The organism is Streptomyces sp. Alt3, from assembly GCF_030719215.1.
Lineage (GTDB): Bacteria > Actinomycetota > Actinomycetes > Streptomycetales > Streptomycetaceae > Streptomyces > Streptomyces glycanivorans.
This window is the reverse complement of sequence record NZ_CP120983.1, coordinates 3307739-3332474: the sequence shown is the minus strand read 5'-3', so window position 1 is coordinate 3332474 and position 24736 is coordinate 3307739. Positions and strand designations below refer to the sequence as shown.

Genomic DNA, 24736 nt, shown 5'->3' with positions numbered 1-24736 from the left:
GCGGCGGGTCCTCGTTCGAGGGGAGGGGACGGGGCTGGTGCGTGGGGGGAGACGCGGGGAGGGTCAGGTGACGGGGGCCCCGGCGGCCGCCGAGGCCTGGACCTCACCGCGGTGCCGGATCTGGCGGAAGGTGAAGTCGGTCAGGTCGTCACCGACCGCGTACACGTCCTTGTGCGCCGTGGTCACGTTCTTCCCGCTGATGAAGCCGCCGACGGTGAAGTAGGCGTAGCGGCCGTAGGAGTTGGCGGTGCGCCGGCAGACGGACCCGCCGCGGCAGAAGGTGGGGACTCCCGAGCCGCTGAGGGAGGCGAGGCCGCCGGATGCCTGCTGGGCGGCCTTCCTGGCCTCCGCCTCGGTGCCGAAGACGGCCAGTCCGACGGTGACCGCGATGCCGTCCTTGCTGTACGTGGCGCGGATCACCTGGTCGCAGCCGTTGTTGTCGAGGATCGAGCCGAGGGCGCCCTGGGTCACCGTCGCGCAGCCCGTCGTACGCGTGGTCGCGCCCTTGGCGTAGACGCGGTCGCCCATGGTCAGTTTCCTGCCGGGGAAGAAGGCGTCCACGGTGACCGGGGACTTGTCCTTCTTCTCGTCGGCTATGTAGTCCTTCGGGTCCGGCGGGGGCGGCGGTGCGACCGAGGAGAAGGAGGGGCCCGGCGCGGACTCCGAGGGCAGGTCGGCGGGAGCCGGCAGCTTGCTCGCGTTCTTCTCCGGGCCCGGGGCGCCGCCGCCCCCGTCGGTGGTGATCACGGCGGTGGCCACGATCGCGCCCACCGCGGCGGTGGCGAGCGCGCCGCCGCCGATCATCAGCCACTTCCTTCGCCTGCCGCGTGCCGCGGAGGCGTCCGCCAGTGCCGCCCAGTCCGGAGTACGGCTGTCTCCCGGCCCCCAGGAGGGCCCCCCTTGCCCAAAGCTCATGCGGCGAATCCTAGACCGACCGTAATCCGGTTGGGCCAACGGTTCGGCTGCCGTGACAATGCTGTGCATGGGACATCTCGAAGCGGGCCACCTGGAGTACTACCTACCGGACGGACGGGTGCTGCTCGGCGACGCTTCGTTCCGGGTGGCCGACGGGGCGGTCGTCGCCCTCGTCGGGGCGAACGGTGCGGGCAAGACGACACTTCTGAAGCTCCTCGCCGGGGAGATCCAGCCGCACGGCGGCTCGGTCTCGGTGAGCGGCGGGCTGGGCGTGATGGCCCAGTTCGTGGGTTCGGTGCGGGACGGGCGGACCGTCCGTGACCTGCTGGTGTCCGTGGCCCAGCCCCGGATCAGAGAGGCGGCCGAGGCCGTCGACGCGGCCGAGGAGCGCATTCTCACCGTGGACGACGAGGCCGCGCAGATGGCGTACGCGCAGGCGCTGAGCGACTGGGCGGAGGCGCGCGGTTACGAGGCCGAGACGCTGTGGGACATCTGCACCATGGCCGCGCTCGGCGTGCCGTACGAGAAGGCGCAGTGGCGCGAGGTACGCACGCTCAGCGGGGGTGAGCAGAAGAGACTGGTGCTGGAGGCGCTGCTCCGCGGGCCCGACGAGGTGCTGCTCCTGGACGAGCCGGACAACTATCTGGACGTCCCCGGCAAGCGGTGGCTGGAGGAGAAGCTCAAGGAGACCCGTAAGACGGTCCTCTTCGTCTCCCACGACCGGGAACTGCTCTCGCGGGCCGCGGAGAAGATCGTGAGCGTGGAGCCCAGCCCGGCGGGCTCGGACGTCTGGGTGCACGGTGGCGGATTCGGCACGTACCACCAGGCCCGCAAGGAACGCTTCGCGCGCTTCGAGGAACTCCTGCGGCGCTGGGAGGAGGAGCACGCCCGGCTGAAGGCTCTCGTCCTGCGGATGCGGCAGCAGGCGGCGAACAGCCCCGACATGGCGAACCGATACCACGCGATGCAGACCCGCTTCAAGAAGTTCGAGGAGGCCGGCCCGCCGCCGGAGCCGCCCCGCGAGCAGGACATCAGGATGCGGCTGCGCGGCGGGCGGACCGGGGTGCGGGCGGTGACGTGCACCGGCCTGGAGCTGACCGGGCTGATGAAGCCGTTCGACCTGGAGATCTACTACGGGGAGCGGGTCGCCGTGCTCGGCTCCAACGGGTCGGGCAAGTCGCACTTCCTGCGGCTGCTGGCGGGCGAGCCGGTCGAGCACACCGGTGAGTGGAAGCTCGGGGCGCGGGTCGTGGCCGGTCACTTCGCCCAGACCCACGCTCACCCGGAGCTGCTCGGCAAGACGCTCGTCGAGATCCTCTGGACGGAGCACGCCAAGGACCGCGGCGGCGCGATGTCGGTGCTGCGGCGCTACGAACTGGAGCGCCAGGGGGACCAGGCCTTCGAGAGGCTGTCCGGCGGGCAGCAGGCGCGCTTCCAGATCCTGCTCCTGGAGCTGGCCGGCACGACGGCGCTGCTGCTGGACGAGCCGACGGACAACCTGGACCTGGAGTCGGCCGAGGCCCTCCAGGACGGGCTGGAGGTGTACGACGGGACTGTCATGGCCGTCACCCACGACCGCTGGTTCGCGAAGTCCTTCGACCGTTACCTGGTCTTCGGCTCCGACGGGGTGGTCCGGGAGACCACGGAGCCGGTCTGGGACGAGCGCAGGGTCCAGCGGGAGCGGTAGGCCCGGCGCGTTTTGACCCGTCCCGGGCGGGGCGGGTACTGTCAGGGGTTGTCATACGTAATGGGCTTCGTCGTTCACACGCGAAGAACCCCTGCGTAGGTTCTCTGGAGCAGTTACCAGTGGCTCGCATACGGGCAGTGTCCCCGGCATTGTGAGCCCCAGCTGCATGATCGCTTCAGGGGTGCCATGTGTCTGGACCTCATCCACTGAAGAAGCGAAGGCTACGAAGTGCGTACGTACAGCCCCAAGCCCGGCGATGTCACTCGCCAGTGGCACATCATCGACGCTGAGGACATCGTCCTCGGCCGTCTGGCCACCACGGCCGCGAACCTCCTCCGAGGCAAGCACAAGGCGATCTACGCCCCCCACATGGACATGGGCGACTTCGTCATCATCATCAACGCCGAGAAGGTTCACCTCTCCGGCAACAAGAAGACCCAGAAGATGGCGTACCGCCACTCGGGCTTCCCGGGCGGTCTCCGTTCGGTGCGCTACGACGAGCTCCTCGCGAAGAACCCCGAGAAGGCCATCGAGAAGGCCATCAAGGGCATGATCCCCAAGAACACCCTGGGTCGTCAGATGATCTCGAAGCTCAAGGTCTACGCGGGCGACCAGCACCCGCACGCTGCGCAGCAGCCGGTCCCGTTCGAGATCACCCAGGTCGCGCAGTAGTTCCGGCCTCCACCCCCTAAGACGTAAAGAAAGATCTGAGGAGAATCGTGGCCGAGACCACTGCAGAGACGCCCGTCGAGGGCACCGAGGGCGAAGAGACCTTCGCCGAGGTGACCACCTTCGAGTCGGAGGTCCCCGTCGAGGGTGAGTACACCTCCGAGTCGCTCGCGGGCCGCTTCGGTGACCCGCAGCCCGCCGCCGGCCTTGGCCGTCGCAAGAACGCCATCGCCCGCGTCCGGATCGTTCCGGGCACCGGCAAGTGGAAGATCAACGGTCGCACCCTTGAGGACTACTTCCCCAACAAGGTGCACCAGCAGGAAGTCAACGAGCCCTTCAAGGTGCTCGAGCTCGACGGCCGCTACGACGTCATCGCCCGCATCTCGGGTGGCGGCGTCTCCGGTCAGGCCGGTGCCCTGCGCCTCGGCGTGGCCCGCGCGCTGAACGAGGCCGACGTGGACAACAACCGCGCCACGCTGAAGAAGGCCGGCTTCCTCTCCCGCGACGACCGTGCGGTCGAGCGCAAGAAGGCCGGTCTCAAGAAGGCCCGTAAGGCCCCGCAGTACAGCAAGCGCTAAATATCGCCTGCTCGTCCGCTTCACACGTTCGCCCCGGCGGCACACACCGTGCCGCTGGGGCGTTCGTTTATCAGCGGCCACGGGCGTATAACGGCTAAAGACGTTTGCATGTTTATCGGGCTGGCGACCTCAGGCGCGCCCTTCTTTGCGGTGCCTTGCCTCTCTATGCCCTGTTTTGTTTACTTTGGTTTTGCGGTTTCGGAGCACCTCGGAGGACACCAGTGGGACGACTCTTCGGTACGGACGGCGTACGCGGTGTCGCCAACGCGGACCTGACGGCCGAGCTCGCGCTCGGTCTCTCGGTCGCGGCGGCACACGTACTGGCCGAGGCGGGCACCTTCGAGGGGCACCGGCCGACCGCCGTGGTGGGCCGCGACCCGCGCGCGTCCGGAGAGTTCCTGGAGGCCGCCGTCGTGGCGGGGCTGGCAAGCGCCGGCGTGGACGTGCTGCGCGTCGGGGTGCTGCCCACCCCGGCCGTCGCGTACCTCACCGGCTCGCTCGGCGCCGACATCGGTGTCATGCTCTCCGCCAGTCACAACGCCATGCCGGACAACGGCATCAAGTTCTTCGCCCGCGGTGGGCACAAACTCGCCGACGAGCTGGAGGACCGCATCGAGTCGGTCTACGAGCAGCACCGCACCGGTGAGCCCTGGGAGCGCCCGACCGGCGCCGGAGTGGGACGCGTCACCGACTACACCGAGGGCTTCGACCGCTACGTCGCCCACCTCATCGCCGTCCTCCCCAACCGGCTCGACGGGCTGAAGGTCGTTCTCGACGAGGCGCACGGCGCCGCCGCCCGTGTCTCGCCCGAGGCGTTCGCCCGGGCCGGGGCCGAGGTCGTCACCATCGGTGCGGAACCGGACGGCCTGAACATCAACGACGGCTGCGGCTCCACCCACCTGGAGCTGCTGCGTGCTGCCGTCGTCGAGCACCGCGCCGACCTGGGCATCGCGCACGACGGTGACGCGGACCGCTGCCTGGCCGTGGACGCGAACGGCGAGGAGATCGACGGCGACCAGATCCTGGCCGTGCTCGCCGTCGCCATGCGCGAGGCGGGCCACCTGCGCAAGGACACCGTCGTCGGCACGGTCATGTCGAACCTCGGCTTCAAGACGGCGATGGAGCGGGAGGGCATCCAGCTCGTCCAGACCGCCGTCGGTGACCGCTACGTCCTGGAGTCGATGAAGGCCGAGGGCTTCGCGCTGGGCGGCGAGCAGTCCGGCCACGTCATCGTCCTGGACCACGCCACCACGGGTGACGGCACGCTGACCGGACTGATGCTCGCGGCCAGGGTCGCCGCCACCGGACGCACGCTCGCCGACCTGGCCGGCGTCATGCAGCGCCTCCCGCAGGTCCTGGTCAACGTGCCGGACGTCGACAAGTCGCGCGTGGAGACCTCGCCCGAGGTGGCCACCGCGGTGGCCCGGGCCGAGCACGAACTGGGCGACACCGGGCGCGTACTCCTGCGCAAGTCGGGCACCGAGCCGCTCGTGCGGGTCATGGTCGAGGCCGCGGACCTGGAGCAGGCGCGCGCCGTGGCCGGGCAGCTGGCCGACGTGGTCAAGTCCGCTCTCGGCTGACGGAGCCTCGAATCCCGGAGGGGCCCGGCCGCACGGCCGGGTCCCTCCGGCGTTGCCAGGCCCACAGCGCCCGCTGCACCAGCAGCGTCAGCGTCCCCGCGAGGACGATGCCGGCGAGGTTGGCCATCAGCTGGACGGACGACCCCCAGGTCTGCTGGAGGTCCTGATAGCTGAACGCGACCGCGGCGTTGGCGGCCGCCGGCACCGTGGTCACCGAGATCGCCACACCGATCAGCGCCCCCGACTTCGCCGAGGTCAGCGAGAGCGTCCCCGCGATGCCCGCCAGGAGGGCGACCACGAACGACATCCAGTCCGGGTGCCAGATGAAGCCGGTGTTGGGCCGTTCCGCCGTGACCATGTCCTCGGTGAACAGGCCGAGCGCGTCCATCAGCCAGGCGAAGCCCGCCGTGAGCGCCATCGCCACCACGAAGCCGCCGATGAGCGCCCACAGGGACCGCGCCACCAGCCGGGGCGCCCGCTGCACCAGTGCTGTCGAGATGCCGGCCAGCGGGCCGAACTCCGGGCCCACCGCCATGGCGCCCACGATCAGGACCGCGTTGTCCAGCATCACCCCGCACGCGGCGAGCATCGTCGCGAGGGCGAGGAAGGCCACATAGGTGACGCTGAACGTCGACTCCTCGTGGGTCACCTCGCTCAGCTCTTCCCAGAGCACCGCGTCCGCGCCCTCGCCCGGCGCCTCCCGTTCGGCCTCGTCGGCGTGCCTGGAGAGCGTGAGGTCCAGGTTCTCGACGGTGATCGAGCCGGTGCTGTCGACGCCCATCTCCCGCAGCGCGCCGATCAGTTCGTCGCCCGCCTCGCGCGCCACGTCGCACATGACCACATCGCCCGCCGGGTTCCGCGCGGCGCCCGTGAGCACCACGACATGGGCGGTGCCCACGGTCCGCTCGACCAACGCCACCACCTCGTCGGTGGTGTCGGCGGGCACGATGAGGCGCAGATGCAGCACGGTGCACCCTTTCCGGAGTCAGAGCTTGCGCAGTGACAGGCGCTGGACCTTGTGGTCCGGCCCCTTGCGCAGCACCAGAGTGGCACGGCCACGCGTCGGCGCCACGTTCTCCAGGAGATTGGGCTTGTTGATGGTCCGCCACATGGTCCGCGCGTAGTCCAGCGCCTCCTCCTCGGAGACCTGGGTGTACTTGCGGAAGTACGAGAAGGGGTTCTGGAACGCCGTCTCACGCAGCCTGCGGAAGCGGTGGAGGTACCAGGTCTCGATGTCCTCGGCGCGCGCGTCGACGTACACGCTGAAGTCGAAGTAGTCCGCGAGCCCGACCCTGGTCCGGCCGTCCTTGCCGGGCAGCGCGGGCTGCAGCACGTTCAGGCCCTCGACGATCAGGATGTCGGGGCGGCGCACGGTCAGCCGCTCGCCCGGCACGATGTCGTAGATCAGGTGCGAGTAGACGGGAGCCGTCACCTCGTCCTTGCCGGCCTTGATGTCGGCGACGAACCGGGTCAGCGCCCGCCGGTCGTAGGACTCGGGGAACCCCTTCCGCGACATCAGCCCTCGTGCTTCGAGCTCCTTCATCGGCAGCAGGAACCCGTCGGTCGTCACCAGCTCCACCCGGGGATGCTCCGGCCAGCGCGCCAGCAGGGCCTGGAGGATGCGGGCGGTGGTGGACTTGCCGACGGCGACACTGCCGGCGACCCCTATGACGAAGGGGGTGCCACGCTGCTCGCCGTGCCCGTTGCCCGCGTCGCCCAGGAAGGTGTTCAGGGCGCCGCGCAGGCCGGAGGTCTTCTGGACGTAGAGGTTGAGCAGCCGTGAGAGCGGCAGATAGACGTCCCGGACCTCGTCGAGGTCGATGACGTCGCCGAGCCCTCTCAGCTTCTCGACCTCCTCGGCGGTGAGCGGCAGCGGCGTCTTGTCACGCAGGGCGCTCCACTCCGCCCGGGTCAGGTCGACGTAGGGCGTCGGCGCGTGCTCGGTGCGGCGGGGGCTCCGTGCGGACGAGGTGATCACGTACTCATTGTTGCGGGAGTTCGAACGGAGTGGGGGGTGGGGTCGGTCACGTGGGGGACGCGGTGCGGGACGGAGCGGCCCCGCGGCGGGGTGGTGGACCCACGACGGCGGCACTTTCCGGGGCAGTGGATCTTTGTAAGAGGCATGTAACAGGGATCAGCCATTCATTGATCATGAATAGCCGCTGTGATGTCCTGCAGTGGAGCCGAGGAAATACATCGGACACGGACGCGTGGCCGATGAATGCAGTGCCCCGGCCGGTACCCGGTAAGGGAACAGTGCTGGGCGGCGAGCGACAGGGCCCGCCGTTTCCGGTCCCCCACTTCCGGAGCCGTGGACATACGAAGCCGCACGCTCCCCAAAGCGGGCGGTGGACCGTACAGAGGAGAAGTGCATGCGTAGGAAGCTCGCGAAGGCAGCTGTCGTGATGGCCGGAATCGCGGCCGTCGCCGGGGGGACCGTCGGGACCGCCCAGGCGGCCGACGGCGCACCGGTCAAGGTCGCCAGCTTCGAGCAGTGCGTCCTGTGGGGCAAGGCCATGGAGGACGCGGGCAAGATCAAGGGCTATCACTGCGACAACATGAACGACGCCCAGCAGTGGTATCTCACGCCCGTCCACTAAAGCCCCAGGGCCCCGCCGAAGGGCCGGATCGCACCACTGGGGCATGAAGGGCCGGACCCTCGCCGGGTCCGGCCCTTCGCCGTGCATTCCGCTTGCGGCCGGGATGACCCGTGCTCATTGCGCGGAACGATAAATCCGTGCAATTCCGCGATCCTGGCGGGGGTATTGCTCATGACGGAATTCGGGTCCGCTGAACGACCACCGCCTGATTTCCCGCCATGAGTGCGCGTGCGCCCACGGATCGGCAGACCCGGACCACGGGCGGTGCCGCTGTGGTGAAGATCGCGCGCGCGTGGCGGGGCGGCGGGGCCGGCCATGGACCCGCCCCGCGCGGCGCGGCCCTACGGGCCGTCGAGCTCCGCCCGGAGCGCACGGGCGATGCCGTCCGCCCGCCCTGCTGTCACCTGCTGCCCCTCCGGCGCCCGCAGCAGCCCGAAGACGCCCGGCCCGCGGTACTCCGGTGCCAGATCGCCGTCGCGCGGCACGATGTGGAAGTGCACGTGGGAGAAGCCCTCGGCCTCGGCGAACTGGACGACGTAGGTCTTGTCGCAGCCCGTGACCGCGCGCAGCGCCCTGGAGATCCGGACCTGCCAGGTCCCCAGTACGGCCGCCTCGGCGTCGGTGAGGTCGTGCACGGCCGTGACGTGGCGTCGGGGCAGCAGCACCAGCCAGCCGGGCAGTGAGGTCCCGGTCGCGTGGGCCACCCGCCAGTGCCGGTCGAACGCGATGCGCTCGCGTGGCGGCAGCGAGTCGAACTCCGCTTCCATGCCGCAGGTGTAGCAATCGGAAGTCGTCATGGACCGAGAGCGTAGAAGCGCCCGGCCGGGAGCGCACCGGTCTCCGCCGACACGGCTCGGAGAACCGCCTCGTCCGCCTCGGGGAGTGTCCCCTGCCGTGGCCTTGCCGTACGGGGTCCGGGAGTCGGGGCCGTACCGGACCTCGGCCCGGTCGGTCGGTGTGGCACCCGTTGTCATCCGCAGCCGCCGGAAGAGTCCACCGTCGGCCGGTGGTCGCCGGCCGGTGTCCGTACGCGGACACGGAGAGGGACTCGTATGGCTCAGCGGCAGGCGCTCCGGCGCCGCCCCGGCCGGTGACAGCGGCCTTATGGTGGCGATATGTGCGGAATCGTGGGTTACGTCGGGGCGCAGTCGGCGCAGGATGTCGTTGTCGCGGGGCTCAAGCGGCTGGAGTACCGGGGGTACGACTCCGCCGGGGTCGCCGTCCTCGCGGACGGAGGGCTGGCCGCGGCGAAGAAGGCGGGCAAGCTCCTCAATCTGGAGAAGGAGCTCAAGGACCGGCCGCTGCCGGCCGGGAACGCCGGGATCGGGCACACCCGTTGGGCCACCCATGGCGGGCCCACCGACAGCAACGCCCATCCGCATCTCGACAACGCCGGCCGGGTCGCCGTCGTGCACAACGGGATCATCGAGAACTTCGCCTCGCTCCGCGAGGAGTTGGCCGGGCGGGGGCACGACCTCACCTCCGAGACCGACACCGAGGTGGTGGCCCATCTGCTCGCCGAGGCGTACTCGTCGGGCGGCGACCTGGCCGACGGCATGCGTCAGGTGTGCCGGAGGCTGGAGGGCGCGTTCACCCTGGTCGCCGTGCACGCGGACGAGCCCGACACCGTGGTCGGGGCCCGGCGGAACTCGCCGCTCGTCGTGGGCGTGGGCGAGGGGGAGATGTTCCTGGCCTCCGACGTGTCCGCCTTCATCGCGCACACCCGGTCGGCGGTCGAGCTGGGCCAGGACCAGGTCGTCGAGCTGCGCCGGGAGGGGGTGACGGTCACCGGTTTCGACGGCCGGCCCGCCGATGTGCGCGAATACCACGTGGACTGGGACGCGTCGGCCGCGGAGAAGGGCGGCTACGCCTCCTTCATGCTCAAGGAGATCGCCGACCAGCCCAAGGCGGTCGCCGACACGCTGCTCGGACGGATCGACGGCTCGGGCACGCTCCACCTCGACGAGGTGCGCATCGCGCAGACCGCGCTCCGCGAGGTCGACAAGGTCGTCGTCATCGCCTGCGGGACCGCCTTCCACGCCGGGATGATCGCCAAGTACGCCATCGAGCACTGGACCAGGCTGCCCTGCGAGACCGAGCTCGCCAGCGAGTTCCGCTACCGCGACCCGATCCTGGACCAGCGCACCCTCGTCGTCGCCATCTCGCAGTCGGGCGAGACGATGGACACCCTGATGGCCGTCCGGCACGCGCGTGAGCAGGGGGCCAAGGTCCTCGCCATCTGCAACACCAACGGCTCGACGATCCCCAGGGAGTCGGACGCCGTCCTCTACACGCACGCCGGGCCCGAGGTCGCCGTGGCCTCCACCAAGGCGTTCCTGACACAGCTCGTCGCCTGCTACCTCGTCGCGCTCTACCTGGGGCAGGTGCGCGGCACCAAGTGGGGCGACGAGATCCGCACCGTCGTGCGCCAGCTCTCCGAGATGTCCGGCGCGGTCGAACGCGTCCTCGGGACAATGGAGCCGGTACGCGAGCTGGCCCGCTCGCTGGCCACCCACGACACCGTGCTCTTCGTGGGCCGGCACGTGGGCTACCCGGTGGCCATGGAGGGGGCGTTGAAGCTCAAGGAGCTCGCCTACATGCACGCCGAGGGGTTCGCCGCCGGGGAGCTCAAGCACGGACCCATCGCGCTGATCGAGGAGGGCCTGCCGGTCGTCGTGATCGTGCCGTCGCCGCGGGGCCGCTCCGTGCTGCACGACAAGATCGTGTCGAACATCCAGGAGATCAGGGCCCGGGGCGCCCGTACCGTGGTCATCGCGGAGGAGGGCGACGAGGAGGTCGTCCCGTACGCCGACCACCTCATCAGGATCCCGGCTACGCCTACGCTGCTTCAGCCGCTGGTCGCCACGGTGCCGTTGCAGGTCTTCGCCTGCGAGCTGGCGACCGCGCGGGGCAACGAGGTGGACCAGCCGCGCAACCTGGCGAAGTCCGTGACAGTCGAGTGAGTGAGTGAGCGCGTGATCATTGGGGTCGGGATCGATGTGGCGGAGATCGAACGCTTCGGCGCCGCGCTGGAGCGCACGCCCCAGCTGGCCGATCGGCTCTTCCTGGAGCGCGAGTTGCTGCTGCCGGGCGGGGAGCGACGGGGAACCGCGTCGCTGGCGGCCAGGTTCGCAGCCAAGGAGGCACTGGCCAAGGCGCTCGGCGCGCCGGGCGGACTGCTCTGGACCGACGCCGAGGTCTGCGTCGAGGAGAGCGGCCGGCCCCGGCTGGAGGTGCGCGGCACCGTCGCGGCACGGGCGGCCGAGCTCGGCGTGCGCAGCTGGCACGTCTCGCTCAGCCACGACGCGGGGGTGGCGTCGGCCGTGGTGATCGCGGAGGGTTGAACACATGCGACATGCCTACAGCGTCGAGACCGTACGGGCCGCCGAGAAGGCGCTCATGGAACGGCTGCCCGAGGGGGCGCTGATGCAGCGCGCCGCCGCCGGCCTCGCGGTGGCCTGCGGTGACCTGCTCCGGCGCAACGGGCGGGTCTACGGCTCCCGGGTGCTGCTCCTGGTGGGCAGCGGTGACAACGGCGGGGACACCCTGTACGCGGGAGCCCGGCTGGCCCGGCGCGGGGCCGGAGTCCGCGCCCTGCTCACCTCGCCGGACAAGGTCCACCGGCCGGCGCTGGCCGCTCTCCTGGCCGCGGGCGGACAGGTACTCGGCGGCCCGGCGCTCGGCGCCTTCGGCCCCGTCGACCTCGTCGTCGACGGCATCACCGGGATCGGGGGCCGCGGCGGACTGCGGCCCGAGGCGGCGGAGCTGGTGCGCGCGGTCACCGCAGGCCACGCGCCCGTGCTCGCCGTGGACCTGCCGAGCGGCGTGGAGGCGGACACCGGCCAGGTGCTCGGCGAGGCCGTACGGGCCGACGCGACGGTCACCTTCGGCACGTACAAGCCGGGGCTGCTCGTCGACCCGGCCGCCGGACACGCGGGCGCGCTCCGGCTCGTCGACATCGGCCTCGCGGGGGAGCTCCCCGCCCGGCCGGACCTGGAGGCCCTCCAGTACGCCGATGTGGCCGCCCTGCTGCCCGTGCCCGACGCCGAGAGCGACAAGTACCGGCGCGGGGTCGTCGGGGTGGCCGCCGGCTCCGAGCGCTACCCCGGAGCGGCCGTGCTCGCGGTCGCGGGCGCGCTCCGCGGCGGCGCGGGCGCCGTGCGCTACGCGGGCCCCGGGGCCGACGCGGTGATCGCCCGCTTCCCGGAGACGCTGGTGCACCCCGGCCGGCCGTCGAAGGCCGGACGGGTCCAGGCCTGGGTCGCCGGCCCGGGACTCGGCGACTCCTCGGCGTCGGCGGAGGCCGTGGCGGACGTGCTGGCCGCGGACGTCCCGGTGCTGGTCGACGCGGACGGGCTGCGGCTGATGGACGCCGGGGCCGTGCGCGGGAGGACCGCCGCCACCGTCCTCACCCCGCACGCCGGTGAGGCCGCCGCGCTGCTCGGCGTGGGGCGCGAGGAGGTCGAGGCGGGACGGCTCGCCGCCGTACGGGAGCTGGCCGCCCGCTACCGGGCCACGGTGCTCCTGAAGGGTTCGACGACGCTCGTGGCGGGCCCCGGGGACGCACCCGTGCGGGTCAACCCGACGGGGACGTCCTGGCTGGCCACCGCGGGCAGCGGCGATGTGCTGTCCGGGCTGACGGGCTCGCTGCTCGCCGCGGGCCTCGCACCGCGCGACGCCGCCTCCGTGGGCGCCTACCTGCACGGACTCGCGGCACGCCGGGCGGCGGACGGGGCGCCGGTCGCCGCGCAGGATGTGGCCGACGCCGTACCCGCGGCGTGGCGGGACGTCCTCGCCTGATCCACGCTGGAGAGCGGAGGCCGGAGCGAGGCCGGAGCGACGGGAACGGGCGGTGATCGGTCATGGGCAGCGGCAGCGGCATTCGCGTACGCAGGGTGTACGACCCGCCGGAGGAGGACGACGGCACCCGTGTGCTGGTGGACAGGCTCTGGCCGCGCGGGATCTCCAAGGAGCACGCGGCGGTCGACATGTGGGCCAAGGACGTGACGCCGTCGAAGGAACTCCGCACCTGGTACCACGAGGACCGCTCGGGCGGAAGGTACGACGACTTCGTGGACCGCTACCGCACCGAGCTCGGCGACCCCGCCCACACCGAGGCCGTCCAGGCCCTGCTCGCACTCCTGCGCCGGGGCGGCCCCGTCACCCTCGTCACGTCCGTGAAGGACGTCCCGGCCAGCCACGTACCGGTCCTCGTCGACCATCTGGAACATGCCCTCGACCACCGGTGACCGCCTCACCGGGCACAGGAGGTCGAGGGCACAGGCGTACGGCTCTGAGACACTGGGCGCGATGAACGAGACAGCGACCCTGAGAGCCCGTGCCGAGATCGACCTCGCCGCGCTGCGCGCCAATGTGCGCGCCCTGCGCGCGCGGGCGTCCGGGGCACAGCTCATGGCCGTGGTGAAGTCCGACGCCTACGGGCACGGAGCGGTGCCCTGCGCCAGGGCGGCGCAGGAGGCCGGTGCGGCCTGGCTGGGCACGGCCACCCCGCAGGAGGCGCTGGCGCTGCGTGCGGCAGGCATCCGGGGCCGGGTGATGTGCTGGCTGTGGACGCCGGGCGGCCCCTGGCGCGAGGCGGTCGAGGCCGACATCGATGTCTCGGTGAGCGGGATGTGGGCGCTCGACGAGGTTGTCGCCGCCGCCACGGAGGCAGGGATTCCGGCGCGGGTCCAGCTCAAGGCGGACACGGGTCTGGGGCGCAACGGCTGCCAGCCCGCCGACTGGCCCGCGCTCGTGTCGGCCGCCCGTGCCGCCGAGGAGGCGGGCGTCCTGCGCGTCACCGGCCTCTGGTCGCACTTCGCCTGCGCGGACGAGCCCGGTCACCCGTCGATCGCCGCCCAGCTGAACGTCTTCCGCGACATGGTGGCGTACGCGGAGAAGGAGGGCGTCCGGCCCGAGGTGCGGCACATCGCCAACTCCCCGGCGACGCTCACGGTGCCCGAGTCGCACTTCGACCTCGTGCGCACCGGCATCGCGATGTACGGCATCTCGCCCAGCCCCGAGCTGGGAACGTCCGCGGACTTCGGGCTGCGGCCGGTCATGACGCTGGCCGCCTCCGTCGCCCTGGTCAAGCAGGTTCCCCCGGGCCACGGCATCAGCTACGGGCACCACTACACGACCGCTGCCGAGACGACGCTGGCCCTGGTGCCGGTCGGCTACGCGGACGGCATCCCGCGCCATGCCTCGGGCCGGGGCCCGGTCCTGGTCGGAGGCGCCGTCCGCAGGATCGCGGGCCGGGTCGCGATGGACCAGTTCGTGGTGGACCTCGGGGGAGAAGCCCTGGAGGCGGGCGCGGAAGCGGTGCTGTTCGGGCCGGGGGACCGGGGCGAGCCGAGCGCGGAGGACTGGGCGCAGGCGGCGGACACCATCGCGTACGAGATCGTCACACGCATCGGTGCGCGCGTCCCGCGCGTCCATCTCCACGAGGACTCCGGCAGGGACTGAACACCCCGGCCGGAGCGGATCACGGTCCGGCGACGACAACCACGACGAAGGAGCACGGCACGGTGAGCGAGACCAGCGCGGAGGACGTGGTGGCGACGGCGGCCGTCGCGGCGGCCGGCTGGCGCCGGGCGGGCATCGCCGGGGCGGCGATAGGCGTCATCGCCGCGGGCGCGGCCGCGGGTGTGGCCGTGGAACGGCTCACCGTGGGCCGGGGCATGCGCAAGAAGGCCCGGCTCGCGCTGGACGCCTCCGGCCCGTACGGCTCCCTGCGGGGACGGCCCGGCCGGGCGGTCGCGGACGACGGCACCGAGCTCTACTACGAGGTCGACGAGATCGAACCGGACAGCGGTACGAGCCGTGCGGGCGGACGCCCCGGGGCGGGGGCCCCCGCGGGCACCGGTCCGCGGCGGCGCAGGCTCTTCGGCAGCAAGGACCCCGCGCCGCTGACCGTCGTCTTCAGCCACGGCTACTGCCTCGGCCAGGACTCCTGGCACTTCCAGCGCGCCGCGCTGCGCGGCCTGGTCCGCACGGTCCACTGGGACCAGCGCAGCCACGGGCGTTCCGAGCGGGGCAGGGCGCAGGCCGAGGGCGTGCCGGTGGGCATCGACCAGCTCGGCCGCGACCTCAGGGCGGTCATCGACGCGGCGGCCCCCGAGGGACCCCTGGTGCTGGTGGGGCACTCCATGGGCGGCATGACGATGATGGCGCTCGCCGACCGGTACCCGGAGCTGATCCGTGACCGGGTCGCCGCTGTCGCGTTCGTCGGGACGTCGAGCGGCAAGCTCGGCGAGGTGAACTTCGGTCTGCCGGTGGCCGGCGTGAACGCGGTGCGCCGGGTGCTGCCCGGGGTGCTCAAGGCGCTCGGCTCGCAGACGGAGCTGGTGGAGCGCGGACGGCGGGCGACCGCCGACCTGTTCGCGGGGCTGATCAAGCGGTACTCGTTCGGATCGCGGGACGTGGACCCGGCGGTCGCACGGTTCGCGGAGCGGCTCATCGAGTCCACCCCGATCGACGTCGTCGCGGAGTTCTACCCGGCCTTCACCGAGCACGACAAGAGCGGCGCCCTGCCCGCCTTCCGTGAGATCCCGGTGCTGATCCTGGCCGGTGACAAGGATCTCGTGACGCCCAGTTCGCACAGCGAGGCCATCGCGGACGAGCTTCCGGACGCGGAGCTGGTCATCGTGCCGGACGCGGGGCACCTGGTGATGCTGGAGCACCCGGAGACGGTGACCGACCGGCTCGCGGACCTGCTGGTGCGGATCGGAGCCGTTCCGGCCGAGGCGCGCTGATCCTCTACCGTTGGTCGGCATGGAAGCAGCGCACAACGGCCCGGTGGCCGACACCGTCGCACCGGGCACCGTCACCCTGGACGTCGCCGTCGAGTCCCCCGAAGAGATGAAGGAGCTGGGCCGCCGGATCGCCGGTGTGCTGGCGCCCGGAGACCTGGTGATGCTCACCGGCGAGCTCGGCGCGGGCAAGACCACGCTGACCCGGGGGCTCGGCGAGGGCCTCGGCGTACGCGGCGCCGTCACCTCGCCGACCTTCGTGATCGCCCGGGTCCATCCGCCGCTGGGCGAGGGCCCCGCCCTGGTCCACGTCGACGCGTACCGCCTGGGCGGCGGGCTCGACGAGATGGAGGACCTGGACCTCGACGTGTCGCTGCCGGAGTCGGTGATCGTCGTGGAGTGGGGCGACGGCAAGGTCGAGGAGCTGTCCGAGGACCGGCTGCGCGTGGTGATCGACCGGGCGGTCGGCGACACCGACGACGAGCGCCGCACGGTGACGCTGGTGGGGATCGGCGCGCGCTGGGCGGGACTGGGCGCCGAGCTCACGGTCCTCCGGTAGCCGGCCCGGTGCGGTGACGTCCGTACCCCGTGTTCCCGACGCGTCGCTTTCCGACAGGACGTCGGTAAAATGTTGCGCCGGGGAGCCCCGTCGTGGTCACATGGGGTAGAGGGACTGGTTAGGTCTACCTAACCACGCCTCTCACCGAAGCCCGAGGAGGCATCCATGCCGGCACCCGAGCGTGAAGTGCAGCCGCAGTCGTCCCAGGTGGAGCCGCCGGCGGTGTCGGCTGTGTCCATGAAGGACCTGCTGGCCTCCTGCGCCGCCGCGACAGCGGTGTCGACGCCGCCCCGCGACGAACACACGGACGTGGACGACACCGACGAAGCACCGCCCGCCGCGGGGCGCGACGCGGCCTGACCCGGTCCGGGGCCCGGCCGCGGACGCGAGGTGTCTCAGGGGACGACGACGACCCGCACGCCGACCGTGGCGAAGGTCCACAGCACGTCGCCGTCGGCCCGCTTCATCCGGACGCCACCGGTCTTCATCGTGGGGTCGGGGCTCTTCATCGAGCCGTCCTGGGCCGCACTGAAGCCCACGGACACGTCGTCGACGTTCGCGAAGCGCACCACGTGTTCGATCAGCACACCGTCGGAACCCTTGATGGTGCCGGAGCGCGAGGACACGGTGTAGACACCGGGCAGCGGGCTCACGGAGCTCGGCATGACGGTGAACGTCCGGAGGGTCTCCTCCTTGTCGTCCACGATCCAGACCCGGCGGTCCTTCAACGCGTACACGACGCGGGCCCCGGTGTCGGAGTCCTCGGGGACCGCCAGCGGTTCCTTCGTCGGCTCCGGCTTCGCGGACGGTTCCACCGGCGAGCTGGAGGGCCCTGCCGAGGGGACGGCGACGGAGTCGGGCGCGTTCGCCGACGCCTGGTAGGCGAGGAAACAGACCGCGGCCACCGCCGCGGCAGTGAGCCCGGCCACGATTCCCGAGCTGCCCCTTGCCACCGTGAGTTCCCCTTTCACATGCATTCGTCGCATGTCGTACAAGCATTTACGTCGTACACGCGTATACCCGGCGACGGTACCAGCAGCGGAAGGGGAGACCGGGACGCCGTACGGGCTGCCGTGACCGAGTCGGCGGAGCCGTAGGCTGTTTGTGTGCTGCTGCTCGCCATGGATACCGCCACCCCCGCCGTCACCGTCGCCCTTCACGACGGGACCTCCGTCGTCGCCGAGACCGGCCAGGTCGACGCCCGGAGGCACGGGGAGCTGCTCCTGCCCGCCGTCGACCGGGTCCTCGCGGAGGCCGGGGTGAAGCTCGACGCCGTGACCGACGTGGCCGTCGGCGTCGGCCCCGGCCCGTACACCGGGCTGCGCGTCGGCCTGGTCACCGCCGCGACCTTCGGGTCCGCGCTCTCCGTGCCGGTGCACGGAGTGTGCACGCTCGACGCCCTCGCGTACGCCGCCGGCCTGGACGGCCTCGAAGGCCCCTTCGTCGTCGCGACCGACGCGCGCCGCAAGGAGGTCTACTGGGCGCGGTACGAGGACTTCCGCACCCGGGACGGCGAACCCTCCGTCGACCGGCCCGCCGACATCGCGGAGCGGCTCGCCGGGCTGCCCGTCGCCGGTGCCGGCGCGCTGCTCTACCCCGGGGCATTCCCGGACGCCCGCGGCCCGGAACACGTCTCCGCCGCCGCGCTCGCCGCCCTCGCCGCCGAGCAGCTGGCCGCCGGCGCCGCACTGCTGCCGCCCCAGCCGCTCTACCTCCGCAGGCCCGACGCCCAGGTCCCGAAGAACTACAAGGTGGTCACCCCCAAGTGACCACCGCGACCGCTGTGCTCCGCGAGATGCGCTGGTGGGACATCGAGCCGGTGCTGGAGCTGGAACACGAACTGTTCCCCGACGACGCCTGGTCGGCCGGCATGTTCTGGTCCGAGCTGGCGCGCACCCGCGGACCCGGGGCCACCCACCGCTACGTCGTCGCCGAGGACCCCGCCGACGGCCGGATCGTCGGGTACGCGGGACTGGCCTCGGCCGGCGACCTCGCCGACGTCCAGACGATCGCGGTCGGCCGGCACCGGTGGGGCGGCGGCCTCGGCTCCGAACTGCTGACCGACCTGCTCCGGCACGCCACCGCACTCGAATGCGCCGCGGTGCTCCTGGAGGTCCGCGTCGACAACACCCGCGCCCAGAAGCTGTACGAACGCTTCGGCTTCGAACCCATCGGCTTCCGGCGGGGCTACTACCAGCCGGGCAACATCGACGCACTCGTCATGCGCCTGACCGTACAAGGAACAGAGACAGACTGATGGCTGACGAACCGCTCGTACTGGGCATCGAGACCTCCTGCGACGAGACCGGTGTCGGCATCGTGCGCGGGACGACGCTCCTCGCCGACGCCGTCGCTTCCAGCGTCGACACCCACGCCCGCTTCGGCGGTGTCGTACCCGAGATCGCCTCCCGCGCCCACCTGGAGTCGATGGTCCCCACCATCGAGCGCGCCCTCAAGGACGCCGGGATCAGCGCGCGTGACCTCGACGGCATCGCGGTCACGGCCGGACCCGGGCTCGCCGGGGCCCTGCTCGTCGGCGTCTCGGCCGCCAAGGCGTACGCGTACGCCCTGAACAAGCCGCTGTACGGGGTGAACCACCTCGCCTCGCACATCTGCGTCGACCAGCTGGAGCACGGCCCGCTGCCCGAGCCGACGATGGCGCTGCTGGTGAGCGGCGGGCACTCCTCGCTGCTGCTGGCCCCTGACATCACGAACGACGTACGGCCGCTCGGCGCGACCATCGACGACGCGGCGGGCGAGGCCTTCGACAAGATCGCCCGGGTGCTGGACCTCGGCTTCCCCGGCGGCCCGGTCATCGACCGGCTGGCCAGGGAGGGCGACCCGAAGGCGATCGCCTTCCCGCGCGGACTGAGCGGCTCGCGCGATCCCGCCTACGACTTCTCCTTCTCCGGGCTCAAGACGTCCGTGGCGCGCTGGATCGAGGCGAAGCGCGCGGCGGGCGAGGACGTCCCCGTGCGGGACTTGGCGGCGTCCTTCCAGGAGGCCGTCGTGGACGTCCTCACCCGCAAGGCCGTCCGGGCCTGCAAGGACGAGGGCGTGGACCACCTGATGATCGGCGGCGGCGTCGCGGCCAACTCGCGGCTCCGGGCACTCGCCCAGGAGCGGTGCGAGAAGGCCGGGATCAGGCTGCGGGTCCCCCGGCCGGGACTCTGCACGGACAACGGGGCGATGGTCGCCGCCCTCGGCGCGGAGATGGTGGCGCGCAACCGCCCCGTGTCCGACCTCGGCCTCTCGGCGGACTCCTCCCTGCCGGTCACGGAGACCCATGTGCCCGGTGCGCACAGCCACGACCACGGCCACGACCACGTGCACGAGATCAGCAAGGACAACCTCTACTCATGACCGTCGCCCTGATGTGGGAGGCCCGCGCCGCGCAGGGCAGGGGCGCGGAGCTGCTGGAGTGGGCCGGGGCGAGGGCGGCCGAGCTGTCGCGGAAGCCGCTGCGCGGCGAACTGCTGCGCGCCCCCGAGGACCGGGTGCTCGTGCTGACCTGGTGGGACGCGGCGTACGACGACGAGCTGCCGGAGCTGCCGGAGCCGGACGCCGGGCTCGTCACCCGCGCCGTCCACCGGTGGCGCTTCGAGTCCCTCGGCCCGGCGGGCGGCTGATCCGGGGGCGGGAGCGCGGGACCGGGTGCCTGCCGGAGAAGAATCCTGAAAAAATCTTCCCGCACGTGTCGATCCGGGCCCCTCCCGTTCGACGCATGGGTGAGAGGCGGGGAACAGCCCCGCTTCCCGAGTCCGAGGAGACACCATGCCGCGCTACCTGACGATGGTCCGCATCGACGAGAAGAACGCCCCCGCGGAGGGCCCCAGCGAGGCGCTGATGGAGCGTATGGGGGCGCTCATCGAGGAGATGACGAAGGCCGGCGTCCTCCTGGACACCGCGGGACTCACCCCGACCTCCGAAGGCACCAGGGTCACCTGGTCGAACGGCGAGTTCACCGTCACCGACGGGCCGTTCACCGAGACCAAGGAGGTCATCGGCGGCTACGCCCTCATCCAGGCCAAGGACAAGGCGGAGATCCTGGAGTGGACCAAGCGTTTCCTCGCCGTCCACGAGCCGTACTGGACGATCACCTCCGAGATCCGCGAGATCGCCGAAGGCTGACGGGCACGGCCGGCAGAACGGGGCGGGCGGACGATCCTTGCCGCGCCCGCCCCCGGCTGCTCTGATATGTGCTCGTGACAGCAACGAGCAGCGCCGTCGAGGCCGTGTACCGCATCGAGTCGGCCAGGATCATCGCCGGCACGGCGCGCATCGTGCGGGACGTGGGCATCGCCGAGGAGATCGCGCAGGACGCACTCGTCGCCGCGCTGGAGCAGTGGCCCGAGGACGGCGTCCCGGACCGCCCCGGGGCCTGGCTCATGGCCACCGCCAAGCACCGGGCGATCGATCTCGTACGCCGCAGGGAGACCTACGCCCGCAAGCTCGCCGAGGCCGGCAGGGCGCTGGAGGACGTGCCGCCGCCCGAACCGGCCGACCCGGACGGCATCGACGACGACCTGCTCCGGCTGATCTTCACCTCGTGCCATCCGGTGCTCTCCACCGAGGCGCGCGTCGCACTCACCCTCCGGCTGCTCGGCGGCCTGAGCACGGACGAGATCGCCCGCGCGTTCCTGGTCCGGGAGTCCGCCGTCGCCCAGCGCATCGTCCGCGCCAAACGGACCCTCGGACGTGCGGGCGTGGCCTTCGAGGTGCCGTCGGGCCCGGAGCGCTCCGCCCGGCTGGGCTCGGTGCTCGACGTGATCTACCTGATCTTCAACGAGGGGTACGCGGCCACCGTCGGCGACGACCTGCTGCGCCCCGCGCTCTGCGAGGACGCGCTGCGGCTCGCGCGTCAGCTGGCGGGGCTGATGGACCGGGAACCGGAGGTCCACGGGCTGGTCGCCCTCCTGGAACTGCAGGCGTCCCGGATCCGCGCCAGGACGGGCGCCGACGGCACACCGCTCCTGCTGGCGGAGCAGAACCGCGCCCGGTGGGACCAGCTGCTGATCCGGCGGGGCTTCGTGGCCCTTGAACGGGCGCACGCGCTGGGAAGCGCCCCGGGGCCGTACTCCCTCCAGGCCGCGATCGCCGCCTGTCACGCCCGCGCCGTGCGCTGGTCCGACACCGACTGGCCGGTGATCGCCGCCCTCTACGGCCGGCTGGAGGTGGTCGCCCCGTCGCCGGTGGTGGAGCTGAACCGGGCGGTGGCAGTCTCGATGGCCGAAGGACCGGAGGCCGGCCTCGCCCTGACCGACGCGCTCCTGGACGACCCGGCCCTCTCCGGGTACCACCTGCTGCCGAGTGTGCGGGGCGACCTGCTGGAACGGCTGGGGCGAGGCGAGGAGGCGCGAGCCGCGTTCGTACGCGCGTCCGAGCTGACGCGCAACGCGCGGGAACGGGAGCTGCTGCTCGCCCGCGCCGAGGGTGTGCCCCGATGAGTTCCGCGTCCCGTGACGGTCCACCCTGCACAGCGTTCCGCGGAGCGGAGCGGCGAGTGGAGGAGAGAGACCATGCAGAAGATCAGGCCCTGTCTGTGGTTCGACGGCCAGGCGGAGGAAGCGGCCACGTTCTACGTCTCGGTGTTCGGCGGTGACTCCCGTATCGAGAAGGTCACCGGCCGGCCCGAGGGGACGGAGTCGGCCGGATCGGTGCTGACCGTCGAATTCGTGCTCGCGGGCCAGGAGTACCTCGGCCTCGACGGCGGCCCCCAGTTCCACTTCGGCGAGGCCGTCTCGCTGAGCGTGGACTGCGTGGACCAGGAGGAGGTCGACAGGCTGTGGGCGAAGCTCACCGAGGGCGGTGAGGAGAGCATGTGCGGCTGGCTGAAGGACAGGTACGGCCTGTCCTGGCAGATCGTCCCGCGTGCGCTGCCCGAGCTGCTCGGAGGTCCCGACCGGGCCAGGGCGGGGCGGGCGATGAAGGTGATGACGGGCATGCGGAAGCTGGATGTCCAGGCCCTTCTGGACGCCTGAGGCACAGGCCGCACGCAGTGCGGGGGCGGGACGACGGGCGCACCCTGGAAACAGGAGACCCCGGGAGGTGACGGTCATGATGGAGACCGCCGTCGGATGGCATGTCGAGCTGGAATTCGAGGAGGACACCCACCGGACCCGCGCGGCCGCGATGGTGCGGCTGAGCGACGGGACCGAGGTACGGGCCCACGGTTACGCCAGCCGTCATCCGTCCGACTCGCAACAGCCACGGGTGGGCGAGGAGATCGCCGGCGCCCGCGCGCTCAACGAACTGGCGATGAAACTGCTCACCAAGGCGCACGACGAGATCGACGAGGCGTCGGGCCGGGCGTCGTACCCGCTGACCTGACCTGACCGGCCGAGGCGTTCCAGCGGTGCAGGGCGGCGCGCGGACTCGGTAACCTCTGGGCCATGCCCAGTCGTTCACCTCTTCCGCCCTCGCCCCCGCCCGTGGAGATGCGCGCATGGCCCGACCGGGAAGCCCTGTTGAGGGACCGGGCTGCCGTCCTCGGTGAGCTGGTGAAGATGTTCATCGGGCCCGCGCGGCTCGGGATCCTCTGGATGTGGGCGGGTGTCGCCGCCCTGGGCTGGGCGCTCGTGGGGGCGGCACTCCTCATGTTCGAGGACGCCTACGACGCCCTCGGCGTGGTCCCGGGCGTCGTCTGCCTCGCGGGCGGTGCGGCCGTGACGGTCCCCGGGCTGGTCCTCCTCGTCGTCGGTGTGTCCAGGGACCTGCGGGTCCACCGGCTCCTCGTGGAGTGGGGCGGCCTGGACCGGGATCCAACGGAGGACGCGCGGTTGCGCATGCCGCGGGTGAGCCTCTTGTGGCTGCTGATGTCGTTCGCGCTCTGCGCCGTCGGCCTGTTCGCCTGCGTCGTCGTCCCGGCGACCGCCAGGGCCGGCGAGGAGACGTACGGTCTGGTCACCCTGCTCATGGGGCTCGGGTTCCTCGCGTGGCTGACCGGACTGACCGGGCTCGTCAAGGCTTTCGCCCATCGGCGCTGGGTACTCCGGGTGCTCGTCGGGGTGCCTGCGGACCCGCTCATCACGGTGGAGGGCTGACCGGAGCCGCGAGGGGACGTCCGGTCGAGAGGCTGCTCGGGGCGGGGCCCGCCGACCGGCCGCCCGGTCGAGAGGCTCGTCGGGTCGGCACCGGCAGGCAGGCCGGGAGGCTCGTCAGGGCCGCTTCACCGGCTGTCCGATCAGCATCGTCGGCGCCCCGGCAACCCGGGTCAGGAAGACCGTCGCCGCGTGCGGCCCCTGGAGTTTCATCTTCCGTCGCAGCTCCTCCGGTTCGACCGCCGAGCCACGCTTCTTGACGGTCAGGACACCGACCTGGCGTTCCCTCAGCAGCGCCTTCAGCTTCTTCATGTTGAAGGGCAGCTGATCGGTGATCTCGTACGCGGCGGTGGCGTCGGACTCGTACGGCACGTCGCTCGTGACATAGGCGATCGTCTCGTCGATCAGCCGGCCCTCGCACGCCTCCACGATCCGGGCCACCAGATGGGCTCGGATGACGGCGCCGTCCGGCTCGTACAGGTACCGGCCGACGGGGCCGACGGGCGGTGCGGGCAGCGGGCCGTGGGAGACGAGGGTCGTGCGGGACGGGAGCAGCGTGGCCCGGAACGCCCCGGGGGTGAAGCCCTCGCCGAACCAGAGCACGGCCTCCTTCACATCGCCGCCGTCCGAGATCCACTCGGCCTCGGCCTGCGGTCCGATCGCCTCGTGGGGGACGCCGGGGGCGATCTTCAGCGCGGCACGGGGCGCCTTCAGCGCGGCTCCGGTCGCCCAGGAGAGCGGCGGCGAATAGGCCTCGGGGTCGAAGATTCTGCCCCGCCCGCCGCGCCGCGCCGGGTCGACGAAGACGGCGTCGTAGGGGGCGGTGTCGATCTCGGTGACGTCGGCGCACCGCACCTCGACGAGGTCCTGGAGTCCCAGCGCCTCGGCGTTGGCACGGGCCACCTGGGCGGTGAGCGGATCCCGGTCCACGGCCAGGACCGAGATGCCCGCCCGGGCCAGGGCGATCGCGTCGCCGCCGATCCCGCAGCACAGGTCGGCCACGCTCCGTACGCCGAGCCCCGCGAACCGCTCGGCGCGGTGGCCGGCGACCGAGGTGCGGGTCGCCTGCTCCACGCCGTTCGGGGTGAAGAACATGCGGTACGCGTCCCGCGCCCCGAACTTCGCCACCGCGCGCTGCCGCAGCCGCGCCTGGCCGAGTGCCGCCGACACCAGGGCGGCGGGGTGCGAACGGCGCAGCCGGGTCGCGGTCGCCAGCTCCCGGGCGGGGTCGTGGTCGCGCAGCTCGTCCAGGAGCGCGGCGCCCTCGGGGGTGCGCAGGGCGGCGAATGCGACGAGCGGATCGGCCGGGTCGGTGGGGGGAATGGCGTTCACGGACCCATTGTGAGCCAGCCGGGGG

Annotated in this window: 28 protein-coding genes; 22 read left to right on the top strand and 6 right to left on the bottom strand. The window is 71.9% G+C overall.

Features of this window, described 5'->3' with window-relative positions:
• Positions 1 to 63: 63 nt before the first annotated feature.
• On the bottom strand, positions 64 to 915 hold the full coding sequence (locus P8A20_RS14225; protein ID WP_306103617.1) for a hypothetical protein: 852 nt from the start codon (positions 913 to 915) through the stop codon (positions 64 to 66).
• A 67-nt stretch (positions 916 to 982) separates the two neighbouring features.
• Between P8A20_RS14225 and P8A20_RS14220 the strand changes: the two genes are divergently transcribed.
• The 4 genes from P8A20_RS14220 to glmM all read left to right on the top strand — a co-directional run bounded on the left by P8A20_RS14220 (position 983) and on the right by glmM (position 5429).
• On the top strand, positions 983 to 2602 hold the full coding sequence (locus P8A20_RS14220; protein WP_147959080.1) for an ATP-binding cassette domain-containing protein: 1620 nt from the start codon (positions 983 to 985) through the stop codon (positions 2600 to 2602).
• 228 nt (positions 2603 to 2830) lie between these two features.
• Positions 2831 to 3274, top strand: a complete 444-nt coding sequence (gene rplM / locus P8A20_RS14215; RefSeq protein WP_073744271.1) for a 50S ribosomal protein L13 — start codon at positions 2831 to 2833, stop codon at positions 3272 to 3274.
• A gap of 47 nt (positions 3275 to 3321) precedes the next feature.
• Positions 3322 to 3849 (top strand): 30S ribosomal protein S9, encoded by a 528-nt coding sequence (rpsI, locus tag P8A20_RS14210; protein WP_031096420.1) that lies wholly within the window; start codon positions 3322 to 3324, stop codon positions 3847 to 3849.
• A gap of 221 nt (positions 3850 to 4070) precedes the next feature.
• On the top strand, positions 4071 to 5429 hold the full coding sequence (gene glmM, locus P8A20_RS14205) for a phosphoglucosamine mutase (RefSeq protein WP_147959081.1): 1359 nt from the start codon (positions 4071 to 4073) through the stop codon (positions 5427 to 5429).
• On the opposite strand, the gene P8A20_RS14200 is transcribed toward glmM, so the two are convergent.
• On the bottom strand, positions 5410 to 6396 hold the full coding sequence (locus tag P8A20_RS14200) for a DUF389 domain-containing protein (RefSeq protein ID WP_147959082.1): 987 nt from the start codon (positions 6394 to 6396) through the stop codon (positions 5410 to 5412). The two genes, glmM and P8A20_RS14200, sit on opposite strands and share 20 nt — an antisense overlap.
• 18 nt (positions 6397 to 6414) lie before the next feature.
• Positions 6415 to 7407: a type I pantothenate kinase gene (gene coaA / locus P8A20_RS14195; protein WP_014154568.1), complete on the bottom strand. Its 993-nt coding sequence runs from the start codon at positions 7405 to 7407 to the stop codon at positions 6415 to 6417.
• A 394-nt stretch (positions 7408 to 7801) separates the two neighbouring features.
• Between coaA and P8A20_RS14190 the strand changes: the two genes are divergently transcribed.
• Positions 7802 to 8029: a ricin-type beta-trefoil lectin domain protein gene (locus P8A20_RS14190; RefSeq protein ID WP_147959083.1), complete on the top strand. Its 228-nt coding sequence runs from the start codon at positions 7802 to 7804 to the stop codon at positions 8027 to 8029.
• A gap of 341 nt (positions 8030 to 8370) precedes the next feature.
• Here P8A20_RS14190 and P8A20_RS14185 read toward each other — a convergent pair whose 3' ends face one another.
• Positions 8371 to 8826, bottom strand: coding sequence for an HIT family protein (locus P8A20_RS14185; RefSeq protein WP_147959084.1), 456 nt, complete (start codon positions 8824 to 8826; stop codon positions 8371 to 8373).
• Between the two features lie 318 nt (positions 8827 to 9144).
• Here P8A20_RS14185 and glmS point away from each other — a divergent pair, with 318 nt between their 5' ends.
• From glmS to P8A20_RS14145, 8 genes are all read left to right on the top strand, one after another.
• On the top strand, positions 9145 to 10992 hold the full coding sequence (gene glmS / locus P8A20_RS14180; RefSeq protein WP_306103616.1) for a glutamine--fructose-6-phosphate transaminase (isomerizing): 1848 nt from the start codon (positions 9145 to 9147) through the stop codon (positions 10990 to 10992).
• A 12-nt stretch (positions 10993 to 11004) separates the two neighbouring features.
• On the top strand, positions 11005 to 11373 hold the full coding sequence (locus P8A20_RS14175; RefSeq protein WP_014154565.1) for a holo-ACP synthase: 369 nt from the start codon (positions 11005 to 11007) through the stop codon (positions 11371 to 11373).
• Between the two features lie 4 nt (positions 11374 to 11377).
• Positions 11378 to 12829, top strand: coding sequence for an NAD(P)H-hydrate dehydratase (locus P8A20_RS14170; protein ID WP_306103615.1), 1452 nt, complete (start codon positions 11378 to 11380; stop codon positions 12827 to 12829).
• A 62-nt stretch (positions 12830 to 12891) separates the two neighbouring features.
• Positions 12892 to 13278 (top strand): DUF488 domain-containing protein, encoded by a 387-nt coding sequence (locus tag P8A20_RS14165; RefSeq protein ID WP_147959087.1) that lies wholly within the window; start codon positions 12892 to 12894, stop codon positions 13276 to 13278.
• A gap of 61 nt (positions 13279 to 13339) precedes the next feature.
• The gene (gene alr, locus P8A20_RS14160) at positions 13340 to 14494 is read left to right on the top strand and encodes an alanine racemase (RefSeq protein WP_147959088.1); all 1155 of its coding nucleotides are present in this window, start codon (positions 13340 to 13342) and stop codon (positions 14492 to 14494) included.
• Between the two features lie 62 nt (positions 14495 to 14556).
• On the top strand, positions 14557 to 15783 hold the full coding sequence (locus tag P8A20_RS14155) for an alpha/beta fold hydrolase (protein ID WP_306103614.1): 1227 nt from the start codon (positions 14557 to 14559) through the stop codon (positions 15781 to 15783).
• Between the two features lie 19 nt (positions 15784 to 15802).
• Positions 15803 to 16339 (top strand): tRNA (adenosine(37)-N6)-threonylcarbamoyltransferase complex ATPase subunit type 1 TsaE, encoded by a 537-nt coding sequence (gene tsaE, locus P8A20_RS14150; RefSeq protein WP_147959090.1) that lies wholly within the window; start codon positions 15803 to 15805, stop codon positions 16337 to 16339.
• A gap of 165 nt (positions 16340 to 16504) precedes the next feature.
• The gene (locus tag P8A20_RS14145) at positions 16505 to 16699 is read left to right on the top strand and encodes a hypothetical protein (protein ID WP_147959091.1); all 195 of its coding nucleotides are present in this window, start codon (positions 16505 to 16507) and stop codon (positions 16697 to 16699) included.
• Positions 16700 to 16734: 35 nt separating this feature from the next.
• Here P8A20_RS14145 and P8A20_RS14140 read toward each other — a convergent pair whose 3' ends face one another.
• Entirely contained in the window at positions 16735 to 17316 is a 582-nt protein-coding gene (locus tag P8A20_RS14140; protein WP_306105148.1) for a hypothetical protein, read from the bottom strand.
• Between the two features lie 144 nt (positions 17317 to 17460).
• Here P8A20_RS14140 and tsaB point away from each other — a divergent pair, with 144 nt between their 5' ends.
• From tsaB to P8A20_RS14095, 9 genes are all read left to right on the top strand, one after another.
• Positions 17461 to 18108 (top strand): tRNA (adenosine(37)-N6)-threonylcarbamoyltransferase complex dimerization subunit type 1 TsaB, encoded by a 648-nt coding sequence (gene tsaB, locus P8A20_RS14135; protein WP_147960399.1) that lies wholly within the window; start codon positions 17461 to 17463, stop codon positions 18106 to 18108.
• Complete coding sequence (gene rimI, locus P8A20_RS14130; RefSeq protein WP_147959093.1) at positions 18105 to 18596, top strand: ribosomal protein S18-alanine N-acetyltransferase; 492 nt, start codon at positions 18105 to 18107, stop codon at positions 18594 to 18596. Before tsaB ends, rimI begins: the two co-directional genes overlap by 4 nt.
• Positions 18596 to 19702, top strand: coding sequence for a tRNA (adenosine(37)-N6)-threonylcarbamoyltransferase complex transferase subunit TsaD (gene tsaD, locus P8A20_RS14125; protein WP_306103613.1), 1107 nt, complete (start codon positions 18596 to 18598; stop codon positions 19700 to 19702). Before rimI ends, tsaD begins: the two co-directional genes overlap by 1 nt.
• Complete coding sequence (locus P8A20_RS14120; RefSeq protein ID WP_147959095.1) at positions 19699 to 19968, top strand: hypothetical protein; 270 nt, start codon at positions 19699 to 19701, stop codon at positions 19966 to 19968. The genes tsaD and P8A20_RS14120 overlap by 4 nt, the downstream gene beginning before the upstream one ends.
• 145 nt (positions 19969 to 20113) lie before the next feature.
• Positions 20114 to 20470, top strand: coding sequence for a YciI family protein (locus P8A20_RS14115; protein WP_014154553.1), 357 nt, complete (start codon positions 20114 to 20116; stop codon positions 20468 to 20470).
• Between the two features lie 74 nt (positions 20471 to 20544).
• Positions 20545 to 21786, top strand: a complete 1242-nt coding sequence (locus P8A20_RS14110; protein WP_371606199.1) for an RNA polymerase sigma factor — start codon at positions 20545 to 20547, stop codon at positions 21784 to 21786.
• Between the two features lie 72 nt (positions 21787 to 21858).
• Positions 21859 to 22320: a VOC family protein gene (locus P8A20_RS14105; RefSeq protein ID WP_306103611.1), complete on the top strand. Its 462-nt coding sequence runs from the start codon at positions 21859 to 21861 to the stop codon at positions 22318 to 22320.
• A 76-nt stretch (positions 22321 to 22396) separates the two neighbouring features.
• Positions 22397 to 22669: a DUF1876 domain-containing protein gene (locus P8A20_RS14100; protein WP_147959098.1), complete on the top strand. Its 273-nt coding sequence runs from the start codon at positions 22397 to 22399 to the stop codon at positions 22667 to 22669.
• Positions 22670 to 22731: 62 nt separating this feature from the next.
• Positions 22732 to 23382 carry a hypothetical protein gene (locus tag P8A20_RS14095; protein WP_147959099.1) on the top strand — a complete coding sequence of 217 codons (651 nt, stop codon included), beginning with the start codon at positions 22732 to 22734 and terminating at the stop codon, positions 23380 to 23382.
• Positions 23383 to 23496: 114 nt separating this feature from the next.
• On the opposite strand, the gene P8A20_RS14090 is transcribed toward P8A20_RS14095, so the two are convergent.
• Complete coding sequence (locus P8A20_RS14090; protein ID WP_147959100.1) at positions 23497 to 24711, bottom strand: THUMP-like domain-containing protein; 1215 nt, start codon at positions 24709 to 24711, stop codon at positions 23497 to 23499.
• Between the last annotated feature and the right edge of the window lie 25 nt (positions 24712 to 24736).